Here is a 24628-nt window from a genome sequence, read left to right as displayed (position 1 = left end):
ACCCAATGAGGTTATCATTGCACTTTCTTACAGCTAATGTGTGTCGTAGTTTTTGCATTAGCTGGAGGTTTATCCAGCGCTTCCTTTTTTATGACACGCTGCATAAACTCCTCAAACGCCTGAGCTGAAACGGGCCTGCAGTACCAATAACCTTGACCATAATCACACTCCATTTCTTTGAGTAATCGATGTTGAGCCTCCGTTTCTATACCTTCGGCAATGACTTTTAAACCCAGCTTGTGGGCGAGTAAAATAATCCCTTCACAAATATTCAGCTGGTCTGGGTGTGTCTCAATTTTACTTACAAAGCTTCTGTCTATTTTTATGTAATCAATATGAAATTTATTAATGTAGGCAAGGGAAGAATAACCTGTACCGAAGTCATCAATAGCCAGCTCAAACCCCAGTCCCGAAAAACCTCTCAGTTTTCCCTCGCTGACCGAAGTACTCTTCATCAAGCTCCCTTCGGTAATTTCAACCACTACGTTTTCACAGCGTAAGCCCACGTTCTCTAATTGGTCACTCCAGATTTGCGGTGCGTGGTCGTCGGTATGAAACTGTACGGGTGATTTGTTAATACTCACTTTGAAGTCACGGTTATATTTTTTTGTCCATTTTACTAATTCTGCTGTGACTTCATCGAACACCCATTTACCAATGTCATTGATACTGCCATTTTCCTCAGCGACAGGAATAAATTCAGCGGGGCTTACAAATCCAAGTTGAGGATGATTCCAACGGATCAGAGCCTCCGCTTTGAACACTTCCTCGGTCTTTAAATCAACGATCGGCTGGTAATTCATAAACAACTGGCCAGTAACAATAGCTTTGGGTAACTCTACCGAGATTTGCTGGTTACGTGACAGCACGTTAGCCAGCTCTTTGTTGTATACCGTATACGCGTTTCTACCGACCTGTTTTGATTGCACTAACGCGTAATCCGCGTTGGTTATCAGTGTCTTGTGGTCCATGCCATGAGCAGGGTACATCGCTATGCCAATGCTACCCGAAATAACATTCATGACATCTTTAATCTCGAAGGGTTTATGTAATTCATGCAGTATGGTTTGTGCTATTTTCTCGACTGCATCAACGTCACAACGGGGCAAGAGGATAAGAAATTCATCACTGCCTATGCGACCAATCACACCTTTTTCATAGACGATATCTGCTACTACATCCGCAATATGGCACAACACGGCGTCGCCGTATTCATGTCCTTGCTTATCATTAATATCCTTAAACCTGTCTAGGTCTAGGTAGATGAGGCCAAGACCTAGCCCGCCTTTGCACTGGCGTATTTCCTCCTGGAGTTTTTGTACGAGTGCTTTACGGTTTAGAAGCTGAGTGAGAATATCGATTTCACCTAGCATCTTGAGGGTATTTTCTGCTTCATATTGAGCAGTCACATCATGAAAGATTGAAGAGATACCAACAACATCGCCATCAACGTCCTTTATCGGCGAGACCGACAAAGACACGTTGAGAATTTGCCCATGACGATTAACTCGTTGAGTGACGTAGTGATCAACCTGGTTACCATTTTCTATTTGATTAAAAATAAACTCCTCTTCGCCTCGACATTGTTCGGGAATGAAGGCATTCATATCGTTGCCAATCATCTGTTCGGCACTGTAACCAAAGAGTACTTCGGCCCCTTTATTCCAACTGGTAATTAACCCATTTACATCGCGACTGATGATGGCATCGTCTGAACTATCGACAATTGCCTGAAAGTATTTTGTTTTTTGCTCAAGCTGCAAACGCTTAGAAATGTCCCTCGCTATTTTACTCACACCGATTATGACGCCTTGCTCATCTTTAATCGGTGATAAGGACACATCAATAGGGACTTTCGAACCGTCTTTTCTGAGGCGCACTGTTTGGAAGTTATCTACGTTTTTTCCTCTTACGATTTTGTCTATTAAGTATTTCTCTTCGTTTTTTTTATCCACAGGAAAGAGTTTTAAAATGGATTGTCCGAGCATTTCGTCTGCTTCATAACCAAACATTTTTTGCGCCCCCTCATTCCAGCTTGTTACGACGCCATCGAGTGTTTTACTGATAATGGCATCGTCAGATGACGTAACTATGGCGTTAAGTAACGTTGCTTTCTTCGCCAATTCCACCTCTTGGCTTATATCTCTGGCTATTTTTGATACGCCGACCACAACGCCATTATCATCATAGATAGGAGAAATATTTGCTGAGATGTGCAACGGGTATCCGTCTTTGTGAATTCGAATTGTGCGAAAGTGCTCTACAGTTTTCCCCGCTGCGATTTGAGCCAAAATGTCTGATTCTTCGGAAACTCTGTCTTGAGGAAATACTTTGAGTAAAGGTTGACCCACCATCTCTTCAGCAGTGAAACCGAAAAGACGCTCAGCACCTTTGTTCCAAGTCGTTACTTCACCGTCAAGTGTTTTACTAATGATGGCGTCAGTAGAGGCTTCGATAATTCGTCTATATTGGACGTCCTCATATTTCTTTGTCATACACGATGCTATTCCAACAAATAAAAGTCATAAGTCATAACTAGATGACAAGTCGAACAAAACAGTTCTTTAATTGAGCATAGACTATGAACTGTAGAGACGATGATATATTTATATTTTTTCACGGTTCTATAATAGCCAGTCGAAATTCAAGCTATAGGTCACGATAAAAAGCTAAGTAATTGAATTTATACAATATAAACAATCTAGACTTAGTCAATAAACTCACTGTAATGTCGTACCTATAAAGCCAACGCATCTAATACTCGACATAGTCTAAGGTTATTTCTTACAACATGTACCCATAATGTATTCAACTGTTGTGCGACTTTTATTATGAACCAAGAAAAAGCCTAGGTTAGTCTGGTCGATTTAGCGGCCTATGACGCTTTCGTTACCATCTACGTAGAGGTCAGCAACAAATTGCGTTATTAATGCTGCTACCTTCGCTGCACATATAAGTCAGCCCATTTTTTTGTGATTTGCTCTTACAGTCAGCTTCATAAACAAATGTGACAATGGAGTCGCTGTGACCAATTATCAAACTGTGTTCTGACTCGTTATCATGGACGCACATAAATCAGAGCCAACTCTGTTGCTCCCGTGTTATTTCAAATCTGAAACTGAGTAGGGTGGAGGAATGGACAGCGCAAACTCTCTTACACTCGAAAATGTGGGCTTCATGTCATAGATGACAATAAATACTCTTGGATTCTATGTACTTTAACAATGAAGGGTTCGACCCGCAGGGGCGATCCCTTACTCACGAGCAAGTGTCGAGATACAATCGTTGTCTTATGCAAACAGTACTGAATCCTCGTTGCCAGATTGATCGTTTCGGCGCTCAATAACGCGCCAAAGTTTCTCGTGGAAGTAAAAAGCCACTGTATTTACAGCGGGCTCTACCGCCGCGACTAAGCCTCCGACCAAGTAACTTCCCGTCAGTAAGTAAGTTACACTAAACGCAATTGTGAAATGCATCGTTGCAAAAGTGAGTGTCTTTTTCATCGCCTATCGTCCAAATGGTTTCTCATATAGCAACCATAATCTTTGAACTCCTTATTTCAGTAAAACTGTATAAATAGATTGTATTGATTGAAAAGATAGATGAAAAAAGCAAAATCAATAGTAAGTCACTTAAAAGAGCATGTGTTCTATCTAAATCACGCTAAATTCATACACACTACGCTTGGAGTAGGTGTCACCTGAGCGTAATACAGGAGAAAGAAAGCGCTCTTGATTAGGTGACTAAAATTAACGACCATCCTATCAGAAAAGATTAGATTCCATACAAACATGTACTCAACGTAGCGCACGTAACATAGAAAAACTTAAAGCAAATAAGACTGATTACTCAATACGGTGTAGAGTTAGCTCAGTTTCTCCTTCGAGCATTCCTCTAGGCATAGCGCTGCACTGCAACAGAAGAAGAGGGCATCCAGAGCCGGACAACAAGATAAATCCACTCACCAGATGGTACTCTGGAGATTCTTTATACAATCAACGTCAAAGATTGTGGGTACAAAATCAACGAACTTGTAACTGAAAGGGGAAACACAGATTAAAACTTTCGCTATTAACCCAAAGTGCTACAATTCTCAACAACTTATTAACTCTTTCCACCTCTGTTTTATATGACTAAGTTAAGCCGTCTTGTCGTAATGTTTGTGTGTTTTTTAGCAATTATGTTTAACGTTAGCGTACATGCTAAACAAGCTGAAATACCCACGCTAGAAGACGATACACTTGGCAAGTACGCCCACTATTTTCAAGAACACAATGGCAACATCTCACTAAAAAATGCAATAGATGCGTTTAACAACGGCCAATCAAAACCAAGTACAAACGATTCAATTTCTCTGGGGATAGGCGTTGACCCTGTTTGGCTTAAGCTCACCATTAACAATACCCATGCGCAGGCTCAGCTTTATCGTCTATCAGTAGCAACCCCGTGGCTTGACCGTATTGATACGTGGTTGATGCACAATCACGAGCAAATCAGACACATCGTTGGTGGCGATGGCCTCGGTTTTGAGCAACGCCCTATGCCATATCGGTTTTATGCATTCGAACACGACTTTCAACCGGGCATTACTGAAATTTACATGCGGGTTGAGTCTTTGGGGCCAATGGCAATTCCAATTCGCTTGAGTAAAAAACAAGCTGCGATTAGTCGGGACATTAGCACGGGTTATCAGTACGGGTTACTCTACGGTATTATGGTAGCTCTGGCACTGTATAACCTCGTTTTGTTTATATTTATACGCCAAAAAGAATATGGACTGTACAGCCTTTATTTAGTTGGTTTTGTTCTAAATAGCTTGTCATATACCGGTCAAATACACGCCGTAATTACCCCTGATTTTGGCCCATATTTCCAAGATTGGGTCGATATATTTTTAATAATCAGCATACAGTGTGGCAGGTTTGCATTTTGCTCGTCTATTGTTAGATACCCAGTCATACGCCCCTGCATTGGATAAATTAGTGGTGCGCACAACCCTCATTATTCCCGCAGGAATGCTAGCCGGCTTTGTATTAGACCAACTCGTCTTTTCTATTTCGTTAGCATTTATATTGAATTGTGGATTCGTCACATTGTTCATCGCTATGGGTGTTTATGCCCTGAAGGCAAAAAAGCCATTTGCAGTTATATTTTTAAGCTCGTCGGTCGTGGCGGCTATTTGCATAACCGTATCTACACTTGCTGTTGCTGGTGTGCTTGTCCCTTATAACGACTACACTTTTAAAGCGATAGAGGTTGGTATGGCGTTTGAAGCCATTTTACTGGCAGTCATTTTAGCTCGTCAGTTTAGAATGGCTAAATTAGATAAATTAATTGCTGAAAATTATGCCCGTAGTGATGCATTAACCACGCTGAACAACCGCCACGGATTCAGAGAAGTCAGTACGCCTGTATGGCAAAACATTCTAAGGGAAAAGCGTGACGCATCGGTAGTGATACTTGATATCGACCATTTCAAACACATTAACGACACCTATGGCCACATGGCAGGAGATGAAGTACTGAAGCAAATTGCGAATTGTATTAAAAACGTCTGTCGCAAAGGAGACATTGCCGCACGATGGGGCGGTGAAGAGTTTATTGTCTTTTTACCTGAAACATCTCATGAACACGCTAAACACCAGGCTGAGCGACTAAGAAATGCAATTGAAAAACTCACTATTACCATTGGTGATGGCATTACCACTCAATTGACGGCTAGTTTAGGCGTCGCGGGAAGCCAAGGTCATGCTATTTCCAACATTCCTTTAAACAAAGTTAGCTTAGAGCAAATCATCAAACGCGCAGATAACGCGCTATACAAAGCCAAAAACAGCGGCAAAAATCAGGTATGTTTGGCGTACTGAAAGCAGCGGCTCATCGGAGGCCATGCGGTTTACTAATGACAGACTGAACCGACCCAGCGTTAACGTGCTAATTGGTGTACAAATATCACCTTCGAGCAAGACTCACTTCGTCGTAACTCATTGTTAAATAGAGTTGTTATAAAAAGTAACACTGTCAATTTTCAACAACCAAAGGAATACTCAAAATAAATCTCCTGAGGTAGTTCGTCACGACAAAACGCCTGCGGTAGCAGATGACCTTTTAGACTTGCCTTGTATAAATTTAAAGCTTCCAACACATGGTGATAACTTCCCTTGGGTGTTCATTGTTGATGACCATGAACATAGACTGCGCGTGAAAGGACAAGTAGTTGTGAATGGGGTAAATCAGGTGGTTCAAGCTACACTAGATGGCTATGGGTTTGCGTATGTTCCTCAGGCGCTGGTCAATAATCAAATTCAATCTGGCGATCTTATTACTTTTTTACCCAATTTCTGCATTACCTATCCGGGCTATTACCTCTATTACACAAGCAGGCTCCAATCTTCAGCCGCATTTAAAATTATCCTCGAGACACTGAGACATCGGAACATCGGAACATCGGAACATCGGAACATCGGAACATCGGAACATCGGAACATTGGAACATTGGGACATTGGGACATTGGGACATTGGGACATTGGGACATTGGGACATTGGGACATTGGGACATTGGGACATTGGGACATTGGGACATTGGGACATTGAAATTGTGTTCTGTTGTACAGTGATGGAAGTATTTTTCTTTTATTCTGTAGAGTCGCTCGTTGGCTATAGCTCGCCTTTGTCCACTACAAAGTTATCTTCTGACTTGCTGTTGCCCAAAAACGTGTTTAGGCAAAAGAACTAAGAGCGAAATGCAGGCATAATTATACCGTCTCTCTTAACTTTTGTATTTCTTGCTTCATTCCTTGTTTTGTTCGCCTAGCATCTTCAGCTGCTAAACCTAAAGTCATCTTTAGGTTTGGGATTGGTGAAAAATTCCTAGTAAATTTATCCCGATAACTGTCAATATTGACAGAACGTTGCATCCTAAGTTTATGTATTTCTTATGAGTTGAACTACACTACGAGTAATCCTATTAAAACGATTAAAAACCATGATGTATCTGCTGAGAATGTTTTATTGAGGTCAGGTAGGTGAGGCAAAGTGCGTTGCTTGTCTACGCCCGTATTTTGATAAGGTTGTATGGAAAACTCAATCGAAATTATATCGTCGGAAAATATTGGCTTCCTGTTTAGCAGGTTTCCCGTTGAAATTCATATTTGGAAATTAATAAGAGAGATCCTGAAGGAAATATTAAAACATGGAGTCTTGTCTATGCCAACCCTCTAGCTTTGGCTTCATGGGATAGGAAAAATCTAACCGAGGTCAAAGACAAGTCCACAGATGAAATTTTTGGTGATGGCGCAACCGAGCACTACTTGTCGATCATCACTGAACTGTTTGAGAAAAATGAAACTAAGGTATTCTTTGATTATTTCCCTCACTTAGATAAGCATTTTCGCTTTACCTCATTTCCTTACACCGACTTTTTTATCACCACGGGTGAGGATGTCACCGATTTAATAAAGCAGCGTGATGCCATTCAGGAGCAATATGACGATTTAACAACAACGAATCAAGCATTAGAAATCAGTAATTTTAGGATTAACTTAGCGGCAGATTCAGCACGCATTGGGTTTTGGGATTTAAATCTAGATACGAATGAATTGGTTTGGGATGCACAAATGTATCAAATGTATGGCATCACAGAGACAACGTTTGGGGGGGCTTATGACGCATGGTCAAGTTGTTTGTATCCAGATGATAAAGAGCAGGCGGAACGTGCTTTTAACACAGCCATTGAAGGTAGTGGCCGACTTCATACTGAGTTTCGAATTTTGCACCCAGATGGCTCTTTGCGCTGGGTGCAGGCAGATGCTCGCTTACATGCCGATCCATTTGATGGTTGTCGCCACATCGTAGGAGTTAACCGGGATATTACATCAATGGTGCTTGCTAAAGAGGCGTTAAATAATGAAAGAAAACGATTTGAACAATTATATAACAGTTCTGATGTCGCTATTTTCGATAAAGATTTTTCTGCAGTACTCACGCTCTTTCAAGCATTACGTGACGACGATGTCACTGACTTCAAAACGTTTTTCCACGATAACCCGTCGGTAATTGACGAGATGTTGGAAAAAGTAATAGTTAATCAGATAAATGCGGCAACATTAGAATTATTTGAAGCGAAAAACGCTCAAGAGTTGAGAGAATCTACCGTTGCGAATTTTGGTGGAAATGACGCTGATATTTTAGTGCCCATGCTTTTTGCGATTTGGGAACAGCTAAAAATCTTTAAAGCTGATACCACCATAGTCACTGTAAAAGGAAATACAAAAGACGTTCATATTTCGATGCCGATACCCGATACGCCCCAAGGGTTTAGCCATATACCGGTCAGTTATTTTGACATAACAGAACGTATTCAAAGTCAGCAAAAGTTACAATATCAAGCCAGTCACGACATTTTAACGGGCCTTATTAACCGTCATGAGTTTGAAACTCGTGCCAAAATGCTATTAAAAAATGCCAAGCAAACTAAACAGCGTCATACTTTTTGTTTTTTAGATCTTGACCAATTTAAGCTTGTCAATGACACCTGCGGCCACCCAGCAGGCGACGAGCTATTAAGACAACTAAGCCAAGTCATTAAAATGTCGGTGCGAAAACATGATGTGGTCGCTCGCCTTGGAGGTGATGAATTTGGTTTGTTAATGGAAGGATACGCTTTAAAACATAGTATTCGTGTTATAGAAGAAGTACTTATAGCAATCAGTGAGTTTCAATTTGTATGGGAAAATAAGATACATCGAATCAGCGCTTCCGTCGGAGTGGTTGAAATAACGGAACTGGTGTCAAATTTTGATGAACTTTTAAAAGAGTCTGACGTTGCGTGCTATTTAGCAAAAGAAAATGGTCGGAATCGATACCATATATCAGAGCCTGAAGATTCGGTATTGGCCCGTCGCCATAAAGAAATGCAGTGGGTTTGTATCATTCATGACGCATTAGAAAATGATAAGTTTGAGCTTTTTGCTCAACCCATTGTCGACTTTAAAACTAATAAGTCGACACGCTATGAACTTTTGATAAGAATGTTCGATGAGCAAAACAACCTGATTGGTCCCGATAGTTTTTTACCTTCAGCTGAGCGTTATGGCTTGATGGAAAAAATTGATACTTGGGTGATCAAAAGAGGCCTGCAAATTATTAATGAACGCGCCGGATTTCTTAAACCGAATTGATCACATTAGTATTAATCTTTCGGGTCAGTCAATAACCAGTGTACAATTTGTAGAAAACACAATGAAGTTTTTAACTCGAGTCAACTTTCCATTGAATAAATTGTGCTTCGAGGTAACAGAAACCGTTGCGATATCTAATCTTGAGTCAGCCGCGAATTTTATTAGTGCGCTTAAAAAATATGAGTGCACCTTTTCTTTGGATGACTTTGGAAGTGGCTTATCGTCATTTGGTTATCTTAAAAACTTACCAGTCGATATAGTAAAAATCGATGGCATGTTTGTCCGGGATATTCTTGACGATGAGATTGATAACTCCATTGTCAAAGCAATCAACGAAGTGGGACATATTATGAATATGGAAACCGTTGCCGAGTATGTTGAAACGGATGAAATTGCAAATAAACTTAAGGAAATAGGGGTTGATTATGGACAAGGATACGGGTTAGGAAAACCTCGAAGTCTACGAGATATTTTAAGTTAGTTTTAACCCACTGTAGCTGTGCTATTTCTCTTTGATATTCAGGTTAAGCAATAGGTTAATCTGAGTTCAGGTTTTTTATATAATCATTCACGTTCTTTCTGTGTAGGGTAGATAACTCCGAAAGAGACTCTTCTCCAACGTTAAAGATTTGAATTTCTTTGATACCATCAACTACCACTTCAAATTGCTCTTTTTTCAAACTCGATGTTGAGACCTAAACGACGCAAAGTCTTAACGTCGTAACTAAAAAGAGGTGCTGTTCTTCTTTCTTTGTAGCCCGGCATCATACCCAGCACCATAATGACAGGGTCTACATTTGTATTTGACGAAAAGAACTCAAGCTCTTGCAACTGCCAATCCTCTGATATTTGTTGTAATTGCAATTCTTCTTCTTCAAAGTCATGCCCCAATATGAATAGGAGAACCTTTGCCCACAATGGGTATCTAGGGGATGTGACATAGAAGTCCTGGAATGCACCACCATGCCAGCCGATAGCGGAACCTTTAGTAACCAGAACTGATTCTGCAGCCGTTGCGATGTAATTGGCACAAGAAGAAAGGCAAAGTTCTTTTACTACTAATTTCAATTTGTAGTCATGAACCAATCTACCTATTTTCATTCCGGATTTAACAGAACCACCCTGACTGTGTATTTCAAGCGTTTTATAACCTTTCTTTCTTTTTAAAAGCTCTTCTAGGTTTGATGCGTTAGTTTCATTTGTGGGTCCAACAAATATGATGGTTGTATCATTTTTTCCGTAAATATATGACATCGCTGTTTCATTATTATCGCCTTTATAAGTGGTAGCGCACCCGACAAGCACTATCGATAAAAAGAAACAAATAACTCTACTTAATTTATTAACCATGAAAGCAATTAAAAAATCGTATGTTATATATCAATATCAATAAGTAAGTATTTCATCAAGTGAAAATTCAACTTTAAGTATGAAGATAGGCAATTGGTTGAAAAAAATGTATTAATAGAATTCCTGCTTAATTCTTTCCTAACGATATCACTATGATAATACACATATACTCTATTTATCTATCGCTAAAGTCCAGAGTAAGCGCGCTAGCCTTAGATCTCACTTTGTGTGCTACGCATAAAACCAAAACCACCACTATATAATAACCCCTTAATGGCTACGAATAATTTATTTATCTTTATTTTAGATACATTAACTCTGTGAAAATGAGGAAATAATTATTAACGGAAAAATATGGCTTAAATTCAACAGTAATTGTCGGTGTAGCGTCTGTATCATTGCTTTCAGGATACCAAAAGCACACAGAATCTCCGGGGAATCATTGACGCAATAAAGCGCGACTCTAGAGTAGTAATCCATGGTGGTTGTGAAAAAAGAATAGACTCAAGACTTGATTGTGATGGAGGTATTGAATGGGTTTATAAACTAGGAAGCGGTATACCCAATGATAAAGATGAAAAGGAACAGATTAAACAACTAATTGAACAGACTCAAGATGTTATCTATGTTCAAAACGGTAAAGAATTACAAGTAGATGGCATAGAAGTTGTGCTTAAAGATGGTAACTACGAAGTGGACCGAAAAACATTTGATGCTGTTGTTACCGGCTCAGAAGATATAGCAAACGCTCCGGAAGTAATAACGACATGGGGAATGGATAAGTACTTCACATCTGCTGACAATGAAGTGAAATTTATTGTAAAGCCCATCGATAAGTTTCAACCTGTTATTATGACGGCTACAAAACTTATCCACTCAGAGGTGATCCATACAGGGTCTACTGTTGTAGATGCTTTGTGTAAATTTGAAATTCAAGGTGATTCTGCCTGTGAGAGAAAAGAAAGCGACGTAATTAACGTTGGAACCTAAGTTTCACCTAAGTCACGAAATAAAATAGTAAATTGGGGGTCAGTTCTTGCTTTAAGCATCTGCCCCATATGTAGAGTGAGTTCAACAAGATATATATGAATACGTTAGGTCAATCAGTGTTTAGTTAAACTCGCTCATTTTGGTCTCACTGTTTTAATGATAGGTTCAAAATTTAGCAGATAGAAAGTTTTGAACGCTAAAAAGTCAGTGAAAATAGTAGGGGGAGAAATCCCATTCTATAAAGAAGACGTTCGACTAACGTGTTTTTGTCCAAGAGAGAGTTACATGAATATCCGTTATTCTATGTTCTATTAACTGTTTGAAGACATGCAAAGTTGTTAGAAATACCAAAGAGCTGCCTTGCGAATAACACTACATCTATTTCGGCTAGTGCATAACTGCCATTCGAAAAGCATGACCCACAAAAAGCTCGATTAGCACCCGATATACAATGTCAGTGGGTTAGTGCTGTCTCAGTCGAGGTCTGTTTTGTAGATTCCTATTTCGATGAAATATTCTTGACGAACAGTGAAATTCCCACACAAAACTTTGACCTCGATTTTGTGGAACAACTTATTTAACATAATCTAATTTATAGGCAATAAATAATGACCATTTCATTTGTTAATGAAATATGTGATCAACAAATTACAAAATGAGGTTTTTGTAAACTGCTAGGCTCTATAAATTGGGCCCTCCAGCAATATATCCCAGACTTTTAGTGTGACTTTCGACCTTGGTTTAATGAGTTGCTTACGTACACCTCGAACAACAAACAAAACATACTCTGATTAAATCAATCGCTTGCATTAAGTCGTTAATCTTTCATCTCAATTAGTACCATTGATTCAATGAGCTATTTCATATTAAGCATTTGTTCTTTTAATAAACGAAATTATGCGAATGAAATTTTCTCTTGGGTGCAGGATTACATCTCAAATAAAAACGCGTGTTTATAGAACTATCCCTGTGAAATGATTGATGTATTTATTACGGTATAGGTAGAAAAAAAAGGCCGGCACAAACCCAACGCACCAGCCTTTGTGCACTCTGTAAAACATGCTTACTTGTGATTTGACCGGCAAACTAATTCACCAACGATTGATTTCGGTGTTAGTCATTACTCAGGCTTATCACTTACCGCATTACCTTGAACGTTAAAACGCAACCCACTGTTTACTGAACTTTTAAATTGCCCATAACCATAGTTGAGTTTTCACAAAATTGACAACTTACTCTAAGTTTCGGTCAATCAATGTGTCACTTTAAGGTTACACGATTACGCCCAGATGCTTTTGACTCGTATAACGCAACATCAGCACGGGAAATGACATCATCAATATCTTCGTTGTCTTGGGCCGCGGTAACCCCAACCGATGTGGTTACTGCGCCATAGATATCGGTGTAGCCCACAACAGATTCAGCTTCTACTGCTTGGCGGATACTTTCTGCGACATGCAGCGCCCCTGCTGCATCTGTGTTGGGTAATAAAGCGGCAAATTCTTCTCCTCCTAAGCGGCACACAAAATCAGTTTTGCGGACTGAATATCTGAGTACTTGTGCCATTGCAACGAGGACTTTGTCGCCGATAGCATGCCCCGCTTGGTCATTCACCGATTTGAAGTGGTCAATGTCTATCATCAATAGGTGAATAGGTAATTTATTACGCCTGGCTTGTTCTAATTCTTGTTGCGCGCGTTCCATAAATGAACGCCTGTTTGCGATGCCAGTCAAACTGTCTTGGGTGGCAGCTTTGAGTAGCGCTAACTCAGCTTCTCGTCTTTTTTCGTCGATACTCTCTTGCAAAATAGCGCTAGAGATAACCAGCACAATAATGAACCAGGAAATGAGCACAACATACAATCCGAATAAATCTTCAGATTGTGCTGCAACAAGTGATTGTACAAATAAATAGCCCAGTAAAACTGGCACAAAGTAGCCAATCATAACTTGGAAGCGAGCTATCCTACCGCCAATGTATGGGGATAACAGCGCATGAACCGCCCCGCTTTGGGCATGAATCAACAGCACACTGATCGCTAAGAATAAGCCGTAGGTAGTCGTCAGTAGTGACATTTGTCCGAAGAATCCTGAAATGCCGTAGGCATAACCGACAATCGACAGCATGGGTACTGCCAAACCAATAAATGCACTCGCTTGCGCAGTTTTTACTTTGCCTAGTCCACCCAATACAACCGCAGCAGAAAGAAGTAACATCATTATCGATGTGTTCAGCCCCATAGAATTCGATTTTCCTGCACGCACTTCAGCAATGACCACGTTCGAAAACGGCATAATCTGGTGACTTAACTGCAGTTTAAAAATGTGATCCAGCAGGACAAGGGTGGAAATGATTAGCGAGGCTAATGCTAATGGTGCGACGACATTAGTCCACATTTTTTTGTGTTCGAGAAACACACCTAAACTCACCAGCATAACTGTGATGCCTGTTAAAGGATTGGTAGCAGCACCTCCAGAGAGTGGTCGGTATAATTGTTCAACATTAACGACATATCCAGCCATAGACAGCAACGTGAGAATGAAACAAGCACCCGCCAACGCTTTGGCGACAATATGCATATAACGCGTACGCTTTTCATATTTGAGAACTTGTTTTTGATTTTCTAAAAGATTGAATTTTACAGAGACCATGACCACACATTTTGTATTGACGCCCTGCCATCTTATTGGACTGACGCTAATAAGCAATTAGAATTACTTAAAAAACAATCATCTAAGAATAAATACCGAGGGTGATTTTTACTGTCCAATGACTCACTACGAAGATAAGGCCGATTACGATCATGGCTGGTAACTAGTTTAGCGAGCCAAAACACACATAAATATACAAATCAATACAATGTCATGTATAGTCATATATAATTTATTGTTACTTTTCGGATGCAATAATGAGCATTAATGGGAATAACTGGATACTTATTGTTGATGACGACGCGGAGCTAGCGCAACTGGTCGCTGACTTTCTGCATACCAATGGCTATACAACCAAAATTGAACACAATGGATTGAAAGCCGTAAGCACCATTATTAACGAGCAACCAGCATTAGTTGTTTTAGACGTCATGCTGCCTGATATGGATGGTTTATCTGTGTGTCGCGCAGTACGCTACGGACATACAGGAGTTCAAGGGACATACGATGGTCCTATTCTTATGCTCACGGCGCTAGATAATGACATTGACGAAGTTGCTGGGCTGGAAACCGGTGCTGACGACTATTTAGCAAAACCTGTACGTTCGCGTGTGTTGTTAGCCCGAGTCCGTGCCCTGCTTCGACGCAATCCCACGGAGCTTGAATCAGCGCAGCTTAATGACGTTCAAAATGAACCGGTTACTGAACCTAGAGATGAATCAAGCCTGCTTAAATTCGATAACTTAGTCATCGATACTAAATATCAAACCGCGACTTATAAAGGCGAGGTAGTGGATTTAACCACTGCGGAATTCGAGCTGTTAGCATTATTGGCTAAGCAACCAGGCGTGATTTGTACCCGTGACTTTATCTCTGAGCACTTTTCTAAGTTAGGGTATGAAAGTACACACAGAACCATAGATTTGCGCGTTTCACGTATTCGTAAAAAGTTGGGTGACGATTCCTCACCTTCTACTCGGATCCGTACTATTCATGGTAAAGGATACTTGTTTGTAGGCGATAGGTAGTCAGATGAACAATAAGCTAGGTGTTATTAGCATTTTCATTGTGTGTGTGCTTGGCAGCATGCTGTTGAGCAGGCCAGCAATTGCAGATGAGCCTACACCTAGCGCGCAAGAACTTGAACAATCACTTGCGCAAGCGAGTGATGCCAACAAGGGTGTATTGCTCACCGCCCTCGTTGAAGCCTACCGCGACAACAACCCCACGAAAAGCTTAGAATATGGCGAGCAAGCACTTATTGTTTTTGCCCAATTTCCTGACGCCAAACGCCACGCTACGGTATTAAACAACATGGCATGGACGCTTGTGTCTATGGGCGACTACGAGCGCGCCCAAAGCATGATCACACAGAGCCAAAGTCTTGCTCAGCGTAATGACGACCAACGGGGTCTCTATGTGGCCATGACCATGCAGGGGATTGTTTATTGGCGAACCGCAGATTACCAATCAGCACTCAAACAATTTGAGTTAGCGCAAGAGATAGCTAAACAACAAAATGACACCCGTGGAATTGCCAACACTACGAACTATATAGCCATTATTTATCAAACACTTGGCCAGCCCAAACAAGCGTTGAGTTATTTTCAGCAAGCACATGAATTGCAACTTGAATTAGGTGAACAAAAAAGCATCGCTGTGTCGCTTAACAATATCGCTAATATCCATGGCACCAGTGGCAACTACAGTTTAGCGCTCGATTTTCAGTTAAAGTCTTTGAAAATAAGGGAAGAAATCAACGATATTCCAGGTTTGGCACAGATATTGGGGAATATCGGCCTAACCTATTTCTATTTGCAGGACTATGATCTCGCCCTCACCTATTTACAGCGTTCATTAGGCCACTATGAAACGCTTAAAGATAAGTTAGGCATTGCTGAAACCTTTACTAGTTTAGGGGGGGTTCATCAACGTAAACAGCAATATGAAGCCGCCTTACACCAATACCGCAGCGCGTTAGAAATTGCACAGCAACTCGAAGATCCAGTGCTTGTGTCACGCGTTAACATCGATATTGCCAGTGCCTACATTGAGCTCAATAAGCCCGCACTTGCCAAGGTGCACGCCCAACCTGCTTTGCAACAGATCACCGAAATACAAGTGATGCCTTTGCAAGCAAATGCGCTGCTCGTCAATGCCAAAATAGCCAAACTAGAGAGCGATTTTGAGCGCGCCGTGCACCTAACTAACCGCTCATTAAGTGTCGCCCAAGAAGTAGACGATAAGCGCCTGACCAAGGAGGCGTATGAATTTCTTTATATACTTTATAAAGATAAAGATGATTATCAACAAGCATTGGCTTATCTCGAACAGTTTAAAACGGTAAACGACGAGATGTTTAACGCCGAAAGCGACCAGCGTGTGGCTTTTCTACTCAGTCACTTTGAGGCTGAAAAGCGCGAACAACAAATCAAATTACTACAAGCCGATCAGTCTTTACAACAAAAAGAAATAGCGCAACAACGTTACACACGTAATGTGTGGATAGCCGCACTGTGTGCCCTTTTTGCCTTTGTTCTGTTACTGGTAAACCGTATTCATCAATCGAGAATTAACCGCTCTCTTAATGAAAACATTCAGTCGCAGCGGGAACTTATACAGGCAGTCGCTCATGAATTTAGAGCACCATTGGCGAGGGTACAGTTAGCTTTTGATATGCTTGAGGATTCGTTCAACCAGCCAAACACGCAAACACTGAGCCATAAAATCAATGATGGCTTGAGTGAACTTGAGAAATTGATCAAAGAGGCACTCGATTTTATACAACTAGACAGCAAAGCCCGTACCCTGCATTTAAGTGAAGTATCCCTTGGAAACTTGTTGTCACGATTACTTGAGTCGCATGTTGATTTATACCCGCAAGTTGAATTCGACCTCTCAGAAAAAGGCAAGCAACCCTGTATTGTCCAAGCTGATACGTTGCAACTTAATCGCGCGGTTTCGAACATAGTACGAAACGCTGCGCGCTTTGCAAAAAGCCAAGTCACGATTACCTTAATCAATCATGCCAGTTACTTCGACATTGTTGTTGAAGACGATGGCCCTGGAATACCAGTTGCTCAGCGAAAACGCGTTGTAGAGCCCTTTGTGCGCCTTGACCTCAGTCGATGCCGCGACTCCGGAGGTGTCGGTTTAGGTTTAGCCTTGGCCAAAAAAATATGTGAGGCTCATAACGGCACGCTAAGCATTAGCGCATCGAATCTAGGCGGTGCCAAGCTAACGATTCATTGTCCAAAACAACATCCTGCATCGCGTTAGCGATTCCACCAGCGAAAAACCCATTCTCTCATTGAGTTAATTACCTCCCAGCACAGCTCCAGCCATAACGATTTGTCCACTAGGTTAAATATTCTTTGATCTTTTGTGTTGTTATGTATATAAATGTATATATTGATTTATATACAAATCGATACATAAACTAGCTTCTGTAGTTTTGAAGCTCACAACTGATAATGAATTTGGTTATATTTCGGTCACTTAAGAACAAGGATTACCTTCTTAACCGTTACCAAATTCCGCAGTAGGTCGATGTAACTGTGTAGTTTAAGGACAAAGTTTCATCTGTGTGCAATGGCCTACACGAATTGGAGTATTGTTATGAAAGTAACCAACATAGCCAGCGCTATCGCCGTTTTGTCCTTGGGTGTGGCAACCAACCTCTACGCCCAAGACTCGCGTTACGTGATCCAAGTAGATAACGAAAATAAAGGCATTGTTAAAGCGCTGGCTGCGCAATTTGGCGCAGATATTAACGTCGATGGCGACGGCTTTATCGCTGCCACGTTTGAAGATAAAGACTTAAGCGAGATAAAAGGCTTATTAAACAACCCACATATTAAATTCATTGAGTTAGACCAACGACGCTCAGCGATGGCGGTGTTTAATGACGATGCAGGCAACCCAACCAACCAACAACTTACACCTTACGCCGTGTATCAATCACAAGCTAACCAGTTGATGTTCAACGCCAATAGCGACATAAAAGTGTGTGTTATCGATTCAGGTCTTGACCGTTCAAACAGCGACTTTAATTGGAATGCCATCACCGGAAGTGATGACCCGGGCACCGGAGCATGGGACGTCAATGGTGGACCACACGGCACCCACGTTGCAGGTACTATTGGCGCTGCTAATAACGGCTATGGCGTTGTGGGCATGGCACCAGGCGTGCCAATGCACATCGTTAAGGTGTTCACCGCTAGCGGCTGGGCGTATTCTTCTGATTTGGCCTATGCTACACAGCAATGTGCTCAAGGTGGCGCCAATATTATTAACATGAGTCTTGGCGGTGGCGGCGCTAACAATACTGAGTCTAACGCATTCGCAAATTTCGTAGCTGAGGGTGGCTTAATCGTGGCCGCAGCGGGCAATGATGGAAACTCAGCACGCTCATACCCTGCAGGTTACCCATCAGTGATGATGATCGGTGCCAATGATGCCGACAACAACATTGCTGAATTTTCTCAATTCCCAAGTTGTACGAGTGGCCGTGGCAAGCGCGCCACTTTCGATGAAACCATTTGTGTCGAAGCAACGGCAGGTGGCGTCCAAACGCTGTCGACCTATCCGGCGGGTATGGCAAGCCTTAGCACCCTCTCGGTAGACGGTACAGCAATCCCGACTTCTGGTATGGAAAATACAGGCAATATCACTGCGAATACCTATTTCATGGGTACCGCAGAAACTCAAGATTCAAACGCAGCAGGTAAAATCTGTGTAATCGACCGTGGCAATATCAGCTTCCACGACAAAGTGCTCAATTGCGAAAACTCTGGCGGCGTGGGCGCGATTATCGTCAACAATGTTGAAGGCATGCTTTATGGCACGCTCGGTGATGCAAATGTGACATCTATTCCAGCTGCTGGAGCGGCACTTGCACAGCGCGCTGAGGTTGTAGGTTCTATCAGTGCCTCTATATCTATTGGTGCCTCAGATTACGGCTATATGAGCGGTACATCAATGGCCACACCTGCTGTGGCTGGTATCGCTGCGTTAGTTTGGTCTAATTTCCCAGAATGTACTGGCGAAGAAATTCGCGCTGCACTCAAAGCAACTGCATTGGACTCAGGTGTGCAAGGTCACGATGTGTACTTTGGCTACGGTATTGTGCAGGCGCATGACGCCAGTCAATACCTCAGCACGCATGGCTGTCTAGGTAGCACAAATCCGCCGGTAGAGCCACCTATAGAGGACCCCACAACACCAGAGCTAAGTGCAAATCATGCAATGAGTAAAGGCAAAAATGTTGTTGAATTAGTTGCAACAGCATCGCGAGAAGTAAATCTCTATCGTAACGGTTCGTTTGTCGCCAGGGTGGCACCAAATCTTGTCTACAACGATATATTTAGTCGCAAAGCCTCTGGCACATTCGAGTATCAGGCATGCGACAGTGTAGACACAAGTGTGTGCTCAACAAAGGTATCTATCTCTTTCTAGTTGGACCTAACCAAAGCAGTGTGCCCTTCCCCATTGGGCCGCTGCTTTTTTATGTGTGAAATCTCTGAGCTCTCCCTACTTCCTTACCCATATGTTCGTGTATTTGTGTATTTGTGTATTTGTGTATTTGTGTATACACATTCCTTTTTGATGTCTTTTGCCATCATGACTCACTGCCTCACTGTCCCAATTAGGGCATAGACAGTGCCGTAACCGCCTTTCGAACGAGAATTTTATAAAAACAATTTTAAGTTTAAAAACATTAACTTATAAATGTTTAATACATATTTTATAAATAAATGTGAATTTTTTGCTGCATTTGTATTGATCGTATACATTTTGAGGTATATAACTATATACATTCGCATACAAATGCGTCGTGCGCCTTACAGGGAGAATGAAGTGGGTCGTACAAATCAACCATAACTTTACATTGATAAAACAACAGGAGACTTGATGATGAAAACGCCCAGTAAATCATCTTCCAAACTAGTATCAACACTTGTAGGCACCACGCTACTTGCGACTATCAGCCCTATCGCGTTAGCGGTAAGTCAGGCACCAGAAAAAGCAGCACCGGCTTATGACCAACAAAGTGTTATCGTTAAATTCAAACAAAAAGTAACTAAAAAAGAACGTAAAGCGTTAACGCAAAACCTCGGTGTATCGTTCAAAGATAAAAATGATGATGGTGTAGATGACCGTCTGCGTCATATCGCTAATGGACGACTTGCTGTTTTAAAGCTCGGAAAAGGCCGCCATGTCGAAAACGTGTTGGCGAGTCTAAAGAACCACCCTCTTGTGGAGTACGCAGAACCGAATTTCATAGTGAAGCATCAAGCGACGCCTAACGACCCTAACTACGCCAACCTTTACGGTATGCAAAAGATTTCTGCCGAAGCGGCGTGGGATTACACCATAGGTGATTCATCTGTAATTGTTGGTGTTATCGATACAGGTTTCGATTTCCAACATCCTGACCTTGTAAATAACATCTGGCGTAACCCTAATGAGATCCCTGGTAACGGTATCGATGACGACGGTAACGGTTATATCGATGACATCCACGGTATCTCAGCCATCCTCGACAATGGTAACCCTCAAGACACAGGTCTTCACGGTACTCACGTAGCCGGTACTATCGGTGCGCAAGGTGACAACAACCTAGGTGTTGCTGGTGTGAACTGGCGTACCAGCATGGTTGGTTGTAGCTTCCTTGGCTCTGCTGGCGGTACGCTAGCCGACGGTGTGCAGTGTATCGACTATATGATCGGTCTTAAGAATGCCGGTAACAACGTTCGCGTTCTAAACAACAGCTGGGGTGGCGGTGGTTTCACACAAACACTTAAAGACGCAATCACAGCGGCAAACAACGCAGACATGCTATTCGTAGCTGCCGCAGGTAACGATGCTTCTGATATCGATGCTGGTGGTTTCTACCCTGCAGGTTATGATGTGCCAAACGTAATGGCCGTTGCGTCTACCGACAGTCAAGACAACATATCTGGATTCTCAAACTTCGGTGACGAACTGGTACACATCGCCGCTCCGGGTTCATTCATTGTATCTACCGTTCCTGGTGGTCAATATGACACGCTAAGCGGTACTTCCATGGCCACACCTCACGTAGCCGGTGCTGCAGCGCTACTATTGTCTGGTAACCCTAACCTGACCACTGCGCAGCTTAAAAACATCCTAATGAGCACAGGTGATGACGTTGCCGCATTGCAAGGCAAAACTATCAACGGCAAGCGCATGAACGTGTTTAATGCCTTGGCTGATTCAGGCGGTACAGGTCCTTCATTCTTTATGAATGCCACTCCGTCGTCTGCAACGGTTAACCAAAGCGAAAGCCAAAACTTCGTTATCGACCTTACCGCTGCGGGTGGTTTTACAGGCGATGCGGCTCTAAGCCTATCGACTGTGCCAGCACTAGACGCAGAAGTTCTGTTCAGCCAAAACCCAGTTGCTGCTGACACTGCAACAACGATGACTATCAACACCACAACTGCGACGGCTCCGGGTACTTACCAAATGACGGTTACAGCAGTAGACGGTGACATCACAAAGACATTACCTTTAACGCTCCGTGTATGGCCAGAAGGCAGCACAACGACCAGTTTCAGCAATAACGAAGCAGTATTGATTGCTGATGATGCACCAGAAGCACCTGCTGAAAGTGTCATCAATGTACCTCATGAGATGATCATCACAGAGGTTGCAGGTCACGTTGACATCACTCACGACGCTATCCAAGACCTGGTTATCAAACTAATTGCACCAAACGGTAAAGAATCAGTACTTCGCAGCCGTGAAGGCCAAGGCACAAACCGTCTTGAGATGGACTTTGTAAACTACGACCACGAGCTCGATAATGCGCTAGGTAACTGGACCCTACGTGTTGAAGACCACGATAACAACAACGCTGGTATTCTAAACAACTGGACGTTGAAGCTAAGCGGCGCGCCTCTCGGTGCTACTGATTTCGCTCCTAACGTGTCTATCGCAACTCCTGAAAACAACAGTGCCTTCCTTGTTGGCGAAACGGTAAGTTTTTCTGCCAATGCGAATGACACTGAAGATGGCGACCTAACTTCATCGGTTGTATGGACGTCAAACGTTGATGGTGTTATCGGTAACGGTGCAAGCTTCACTAAGTCTGACCTATCTGCAGGTGACCACGTTGTTAGTGCTACTGTTACCGACTCTGCGGGTCAAACAACTAACCAGAGCATCGAGTTCTCTGTTGCAAGTGCCAACACGACAGTGAGTGGTTCGAACAACACAGCGATTCCTCTTCCTGAGTGGGGTGGCCGTGTTTACACTGAAATCGACCTGCCTACCGGTGTTGCAGTTGATGCCTTGGAAGTGTCTGTAAACATCTCATACGATTCAGTTCAATACCTGAACGTGTGGTTACAATCTCCTGCTGGTACTCTCGTGAAACTCGTAACGTGGCGTGACTTCTGGAATAAAGACCTTATTCACACCTTTACGCCGGTTGAATTTGCAGGTGAGTCAAGTAAGGGTAAATGGCGCCTATACGCTGAAGACACTTCAAGTTATACAATGAACGGTGTTCTAAATAACTGGAGCATCGCAGTGTCAAACGGTGATGCGGTATTACCACCACCAGCAGAGAACACCAAGCCAGCGCTAACGATCACGGCACCAACTGGCGGTACAACCTTCATGTCTGGCGACAGTATTACCTTTGAAGGTAGCGCTATCGATGCCGAAGAAGGTGATATCAGTGCACGTATCGATTGGTATTCAAACCTCAACGGTAAAATTGGCACAGGTGGCTTATTTAGCACAAGCTCACTAAATGCCGGAGATCATGTTGTGACTGCTGTAGCGTGGGACTCTGATGAAGCATTTGACCAAAAACAAGTGTCATTCACTGTCGAAGAAGCACCCGCTAATGTAGCACCTGTTGCAGACTTTGCTTTCACTGCGGATTTCACAAATGTTCAGTTTACTGATTTGTCTGGCGATAGCGACGGTGCAATCACAAGCTGGTCTTGGGACTTCGGCGATGGTGTGACATCCACTCTTGCCAACCCAGCTCACAGCTACAGCGCTGCTGGTACGTATACCGTAACGCTGACTGTTATCGATGATGATGGAGCCGAGCACTCAATAGGTAAAGACGTAAGTGTGGCTGAACCTGCAATTACACTTTCGGCATCAGCCACTGCTGACGGCGACCGAGTCGTTGCAAGTCTATCTTGGACATCACAAACGAAAACAACATTTGATGTATATCGTGATGGGTCATTATTAGATTCGGGTGTCAGAAAACAAAGCTACACTGACCGCTTCAATTCAAGTGCTACTAGCTTTACATACCGCGTGTGTGAATCAGGCACGAGCAACTGTTCTTATGAACTCACTGTTGCACCCACTCCTAAAGTAAAAGGTAAAAACAAGTAAGTTACCGCAATCCCCAGAAGGCTCCTTGTGAGCCTTCTTATTTCGTTTGCGGTGATTAATTCTGCCATTAATCAGCCCGTAAACACGGACATATTTACGAGGTTATTACCGTGCCACTCTCTTTAACTTTACTCTCCGTGGGCATGCTCTTCGTTAGCAACACCAGTAATGAAGAAATTCGTCTCCCAATGTTTCAAGAAACGACTAAATTGAGCTACCAGCAATCCAACAATAGTCATCTAAATGTGTTTGATATGCTTAACCCATTTCATCACTCCCATTCCCCCGCAATTGATTACTCAACAGCCTCGAGCAATAAAACAAAACAGCAAAGTACTCAACGTGCAGTTGAAAAAGTGACACTTCATTGTCCAACAACAGCGCAAACGGTTAATGCTGGCGACAGTGCGACATTTGAGTTTTCGCTGGATACACAAAATCTCGGTAGTCAAACAGACAAAAACAGCGCAAGCGTATCTGCACAACAATGGCAACTGAGTGTTGCGTCCTCTTTGCCCGGTACACGCTTATCAACACCGCAACTTGTCGATGGGGGACAATTTTCGTTGACTGTGCCAACACAGCAGCAGACCCAAAACGGTAACTACACCTTTACCGTCACCGCAGGAAGCGCACATCATATACAGCAGTCAGCTGTAATGCTCACTGTGATCCCGAGTGGGGCTCAAAGTGTTACATTCGCCAATGATGAAATCATACATATCAAAGACAATAGCGCCATAGCGACCACCAGCACTATCCGCGTGCAAAATCAGTTAACAACTTACTCATTAGAAGTGGAATTGGCAGTGCGTCATAGTTGGCGAAGCGATCTGGAAGTGACGCTTACCTCGCCAAGTGGTAATCAACATGTTCTGCATAATCGTGATGGCGGTTCCAGCAGTGACATTAATCAACATTACAAAATCAATACTTTTAACGGTGAAAGTGCCCACGGTACGTGGACACTCAGAGTGACGGATAAAGCACCGGGGAATATTGGCGCGCTAACTCACTGGCAACTTAACATTGTTGGCTTTGCACCCGCCCACAAGGGATAAGG

General features: G+C 42.5%; 15 protein-coding genes. 11 read left to right on the top strand and 4 right to left on the bottom strand.

Annotated features, from left to right (window positions below; all coding sequences use genetic code 11):
* Positions 1-14: 14 nt before the first annotated feature.
* Positions 15-2495 (bottom strand): sensor domain-containing protein, encoded by a 2481-nt coding sequence (locus ACH19P_RS18170; protein ID WP_462160023.1) that lies wholly within the window; start codon positions 2493-2495, stop codon positions 15-17.
* A 795-nt stretch (positions 2496-3290) separates the two neighbouring features.
* Positions 3291-3503, bottom strand: coding sequence for a DUF2061 domain-containing protein (locus ACH19P_RS18165; protein ID WP_462160022.1), 213 nt, complete (start codon positions 3501-3503; stop codon positions 3291-3293).
* Positions 3504-4180: 677 nt separating this feature from the next.
* On the opposite strand from ACH19P_RS18165, the gene ACH19P_RS18160 reads away from it, so the two are divergent.
* The 5 genes from ACH19P_RS18160 to ACH19P_RS18140 all read left to right on the top strand — a co-directional run bounded on the left by ACH19P_RS18160 (position 4181) and on the right by ACH19P_RS18140 (position 9661).
* Entirely contained in the window at positions 4181-4978 is a 798-nt protein-coding gene (locus tag ACH19P_RS18160) for a 7TMR-DISM family protein (protein WP_462160020.1), read from the top strand.
* Positions 4914-5867 (top strand): diguanylate cyclase, encoded by a 954-nt coding sequence (locus ACH19P_RS18155; protein WP_462160019.1) that lies wholly within the window; start codon positions 4914-4916, stop codon positions 5865-5867. Before ACH19P_RS18160 ends, ACH19P_RS18155 begins: the two co-directional genes overlap by 65 nt.
* 151 nt (positions 5868-6018) lie before the next feature.
* Complete coding sequence (locus ACH19P_RS18150; RefSeq protein ID WP_462160200.1) at positions 6019-6618, top strand: LysR substrate-binding domain-containing protein; 600 nt, start codon at positions 6019-6021, stop codon at positions 6616-6618.
* Positions 6619-7152: 534 nt separating this feature from the next.
* A complete protein-coding gene (locus tag ACH19P_RS18145) occupies positions 7153-9180 on the top strand; it encodes a diguanylate cyclase (protein WP_462160018.1) in 2028 nt (675 codons plus the stop codon).
* A complete protein-coding gene (locus ACH19P_RS18140; protein ID WP_462160017.1) occupies positions 9149-9661 on the top strand; it encodes an EAL domain-containing protein in 513 nt (170 codons plus the stop codon). The genes ACH19P_RS18145 and ACH19P_RS18140 overlap by 32 nt, the downstream gene beginning before the upstream one ends.
* Positions 9662-9840: 179 nt before the next feature.
* Here the strand turns inward: ACH19P_RS18140 and ACH19P_RS18135 are convergent, their stop codons facing one another.
* Positions 9841-10530, bottom strand: a complete 690-nt coding sequence (locus ACH19P_RS18135) for a hypothetical protein (RefSeq protein WP_462160016.1) — start codon at positions 10528-10530, stop codon at positions 9841-9843.
* 669 nt (positions 10531-11199) lie between these two features.
* On the opposite strand from ACH19P_RS18135, the gene ACH19P_RS18130 reads away from it, so the two are divergent.
* Positions 11200-11520, top strand: a complete 321-nt coding sequence (locus ACH19P_RS18130) for a hypothetical protein (RefSeq protein ID WP_462160015.1) — start codon at positions 11200-11202, stop codon at positions 11518-11520.
* Between the two features lie 1260 nt (positions 11521-12780).
* Here the strand turns inward: ACH19P_RS18130 and ACH19P_RS18125 are convergent.
* The gene (locus tag ACH19P_RS18125) at positions 12781-14172 is read right to left on the bottom strand and encodes a GGDEF domain-containing protein (protein WP_462160014.1); all 1392 of its coding nucleotides are present in this window, start codon (positions 14170-14172) and stop codon (positions 12781-12783) included.
* 257 nt (positions 14173-14429) lie between these two features.
* Here ACH19P_RS18125 and ACH19P_RS18120 point away from each other — a divergent pair, with 257 nt between their 5' ends.
* From ACH19P_RS18120 to ACH19P_RS18100, 5 genes are all read left to right on the top strand, one after another.
* A complete protein-coding gene (locus tag ACH19P_RS18120; RefSeq protein ID WP_462160013.1) occupies positions 14430-15200 on the top strand; it encodes a response regulator transcription factor in 771 nt (256 codons plus the stop codon).
* 4 nt (positions 15201-15204) lie between these two features.
* Positions 15205-17451, top strand: coding sequence for a tetratricopeptide repeat protein (locus ACH19P_RS18115; RefSeq protein WP_462160012.1), 2247 nt, complete (start codon positions 15205-15207; stop codon positions 17449-17451).
* A gap of 339 nt (positions 17452-17790) precedes the next feature.
* The gene (locus ACH19P_RS18110) at positions 17791-19629 is read left to right on the top strand and encodes a S8 family serine peptidase (RefSeq protein WP_462160010.1); all 1839 of its coding nucleotides are present in this window, start codon (positions 17791-17793) and stop codon (positions 19627-19629) included.
* A 456-nt stretch (positions 19630-20085) separates the two neighbouring features.
* Positions 20086-23565, top strand: a complete 3480-nt coding sequence (locus ACH19P_RS18105; RefSeq protein WP_462160009.1) for a S8 family serine peptidase — start codon at positions 20086-20088, stop codon at positions 23563-23565.
* Between the two features lie 110 nt (positions 23566-23675).
* Positions 23676-24626, top strand: a complete 951-nt coding sequence (locus tag ACH19P_RS18100; protein WP_462160008.1) for a proprotein convertase P-domain-containing protein — start codon at positions 23676-23678, stop codon at positions 24624-24626.
* Positions 24627-24628 lie beyond the last annotated feature (2 nt).

This window comes from Pseudoalteromonas sp. GB56, from assembly GCF_054923835.1.
The sequence above is the reverse complement of the archived record's forward strand: the minus strand, read 5'-3'. Positions and strand labels throughout refer to the sequence as shown.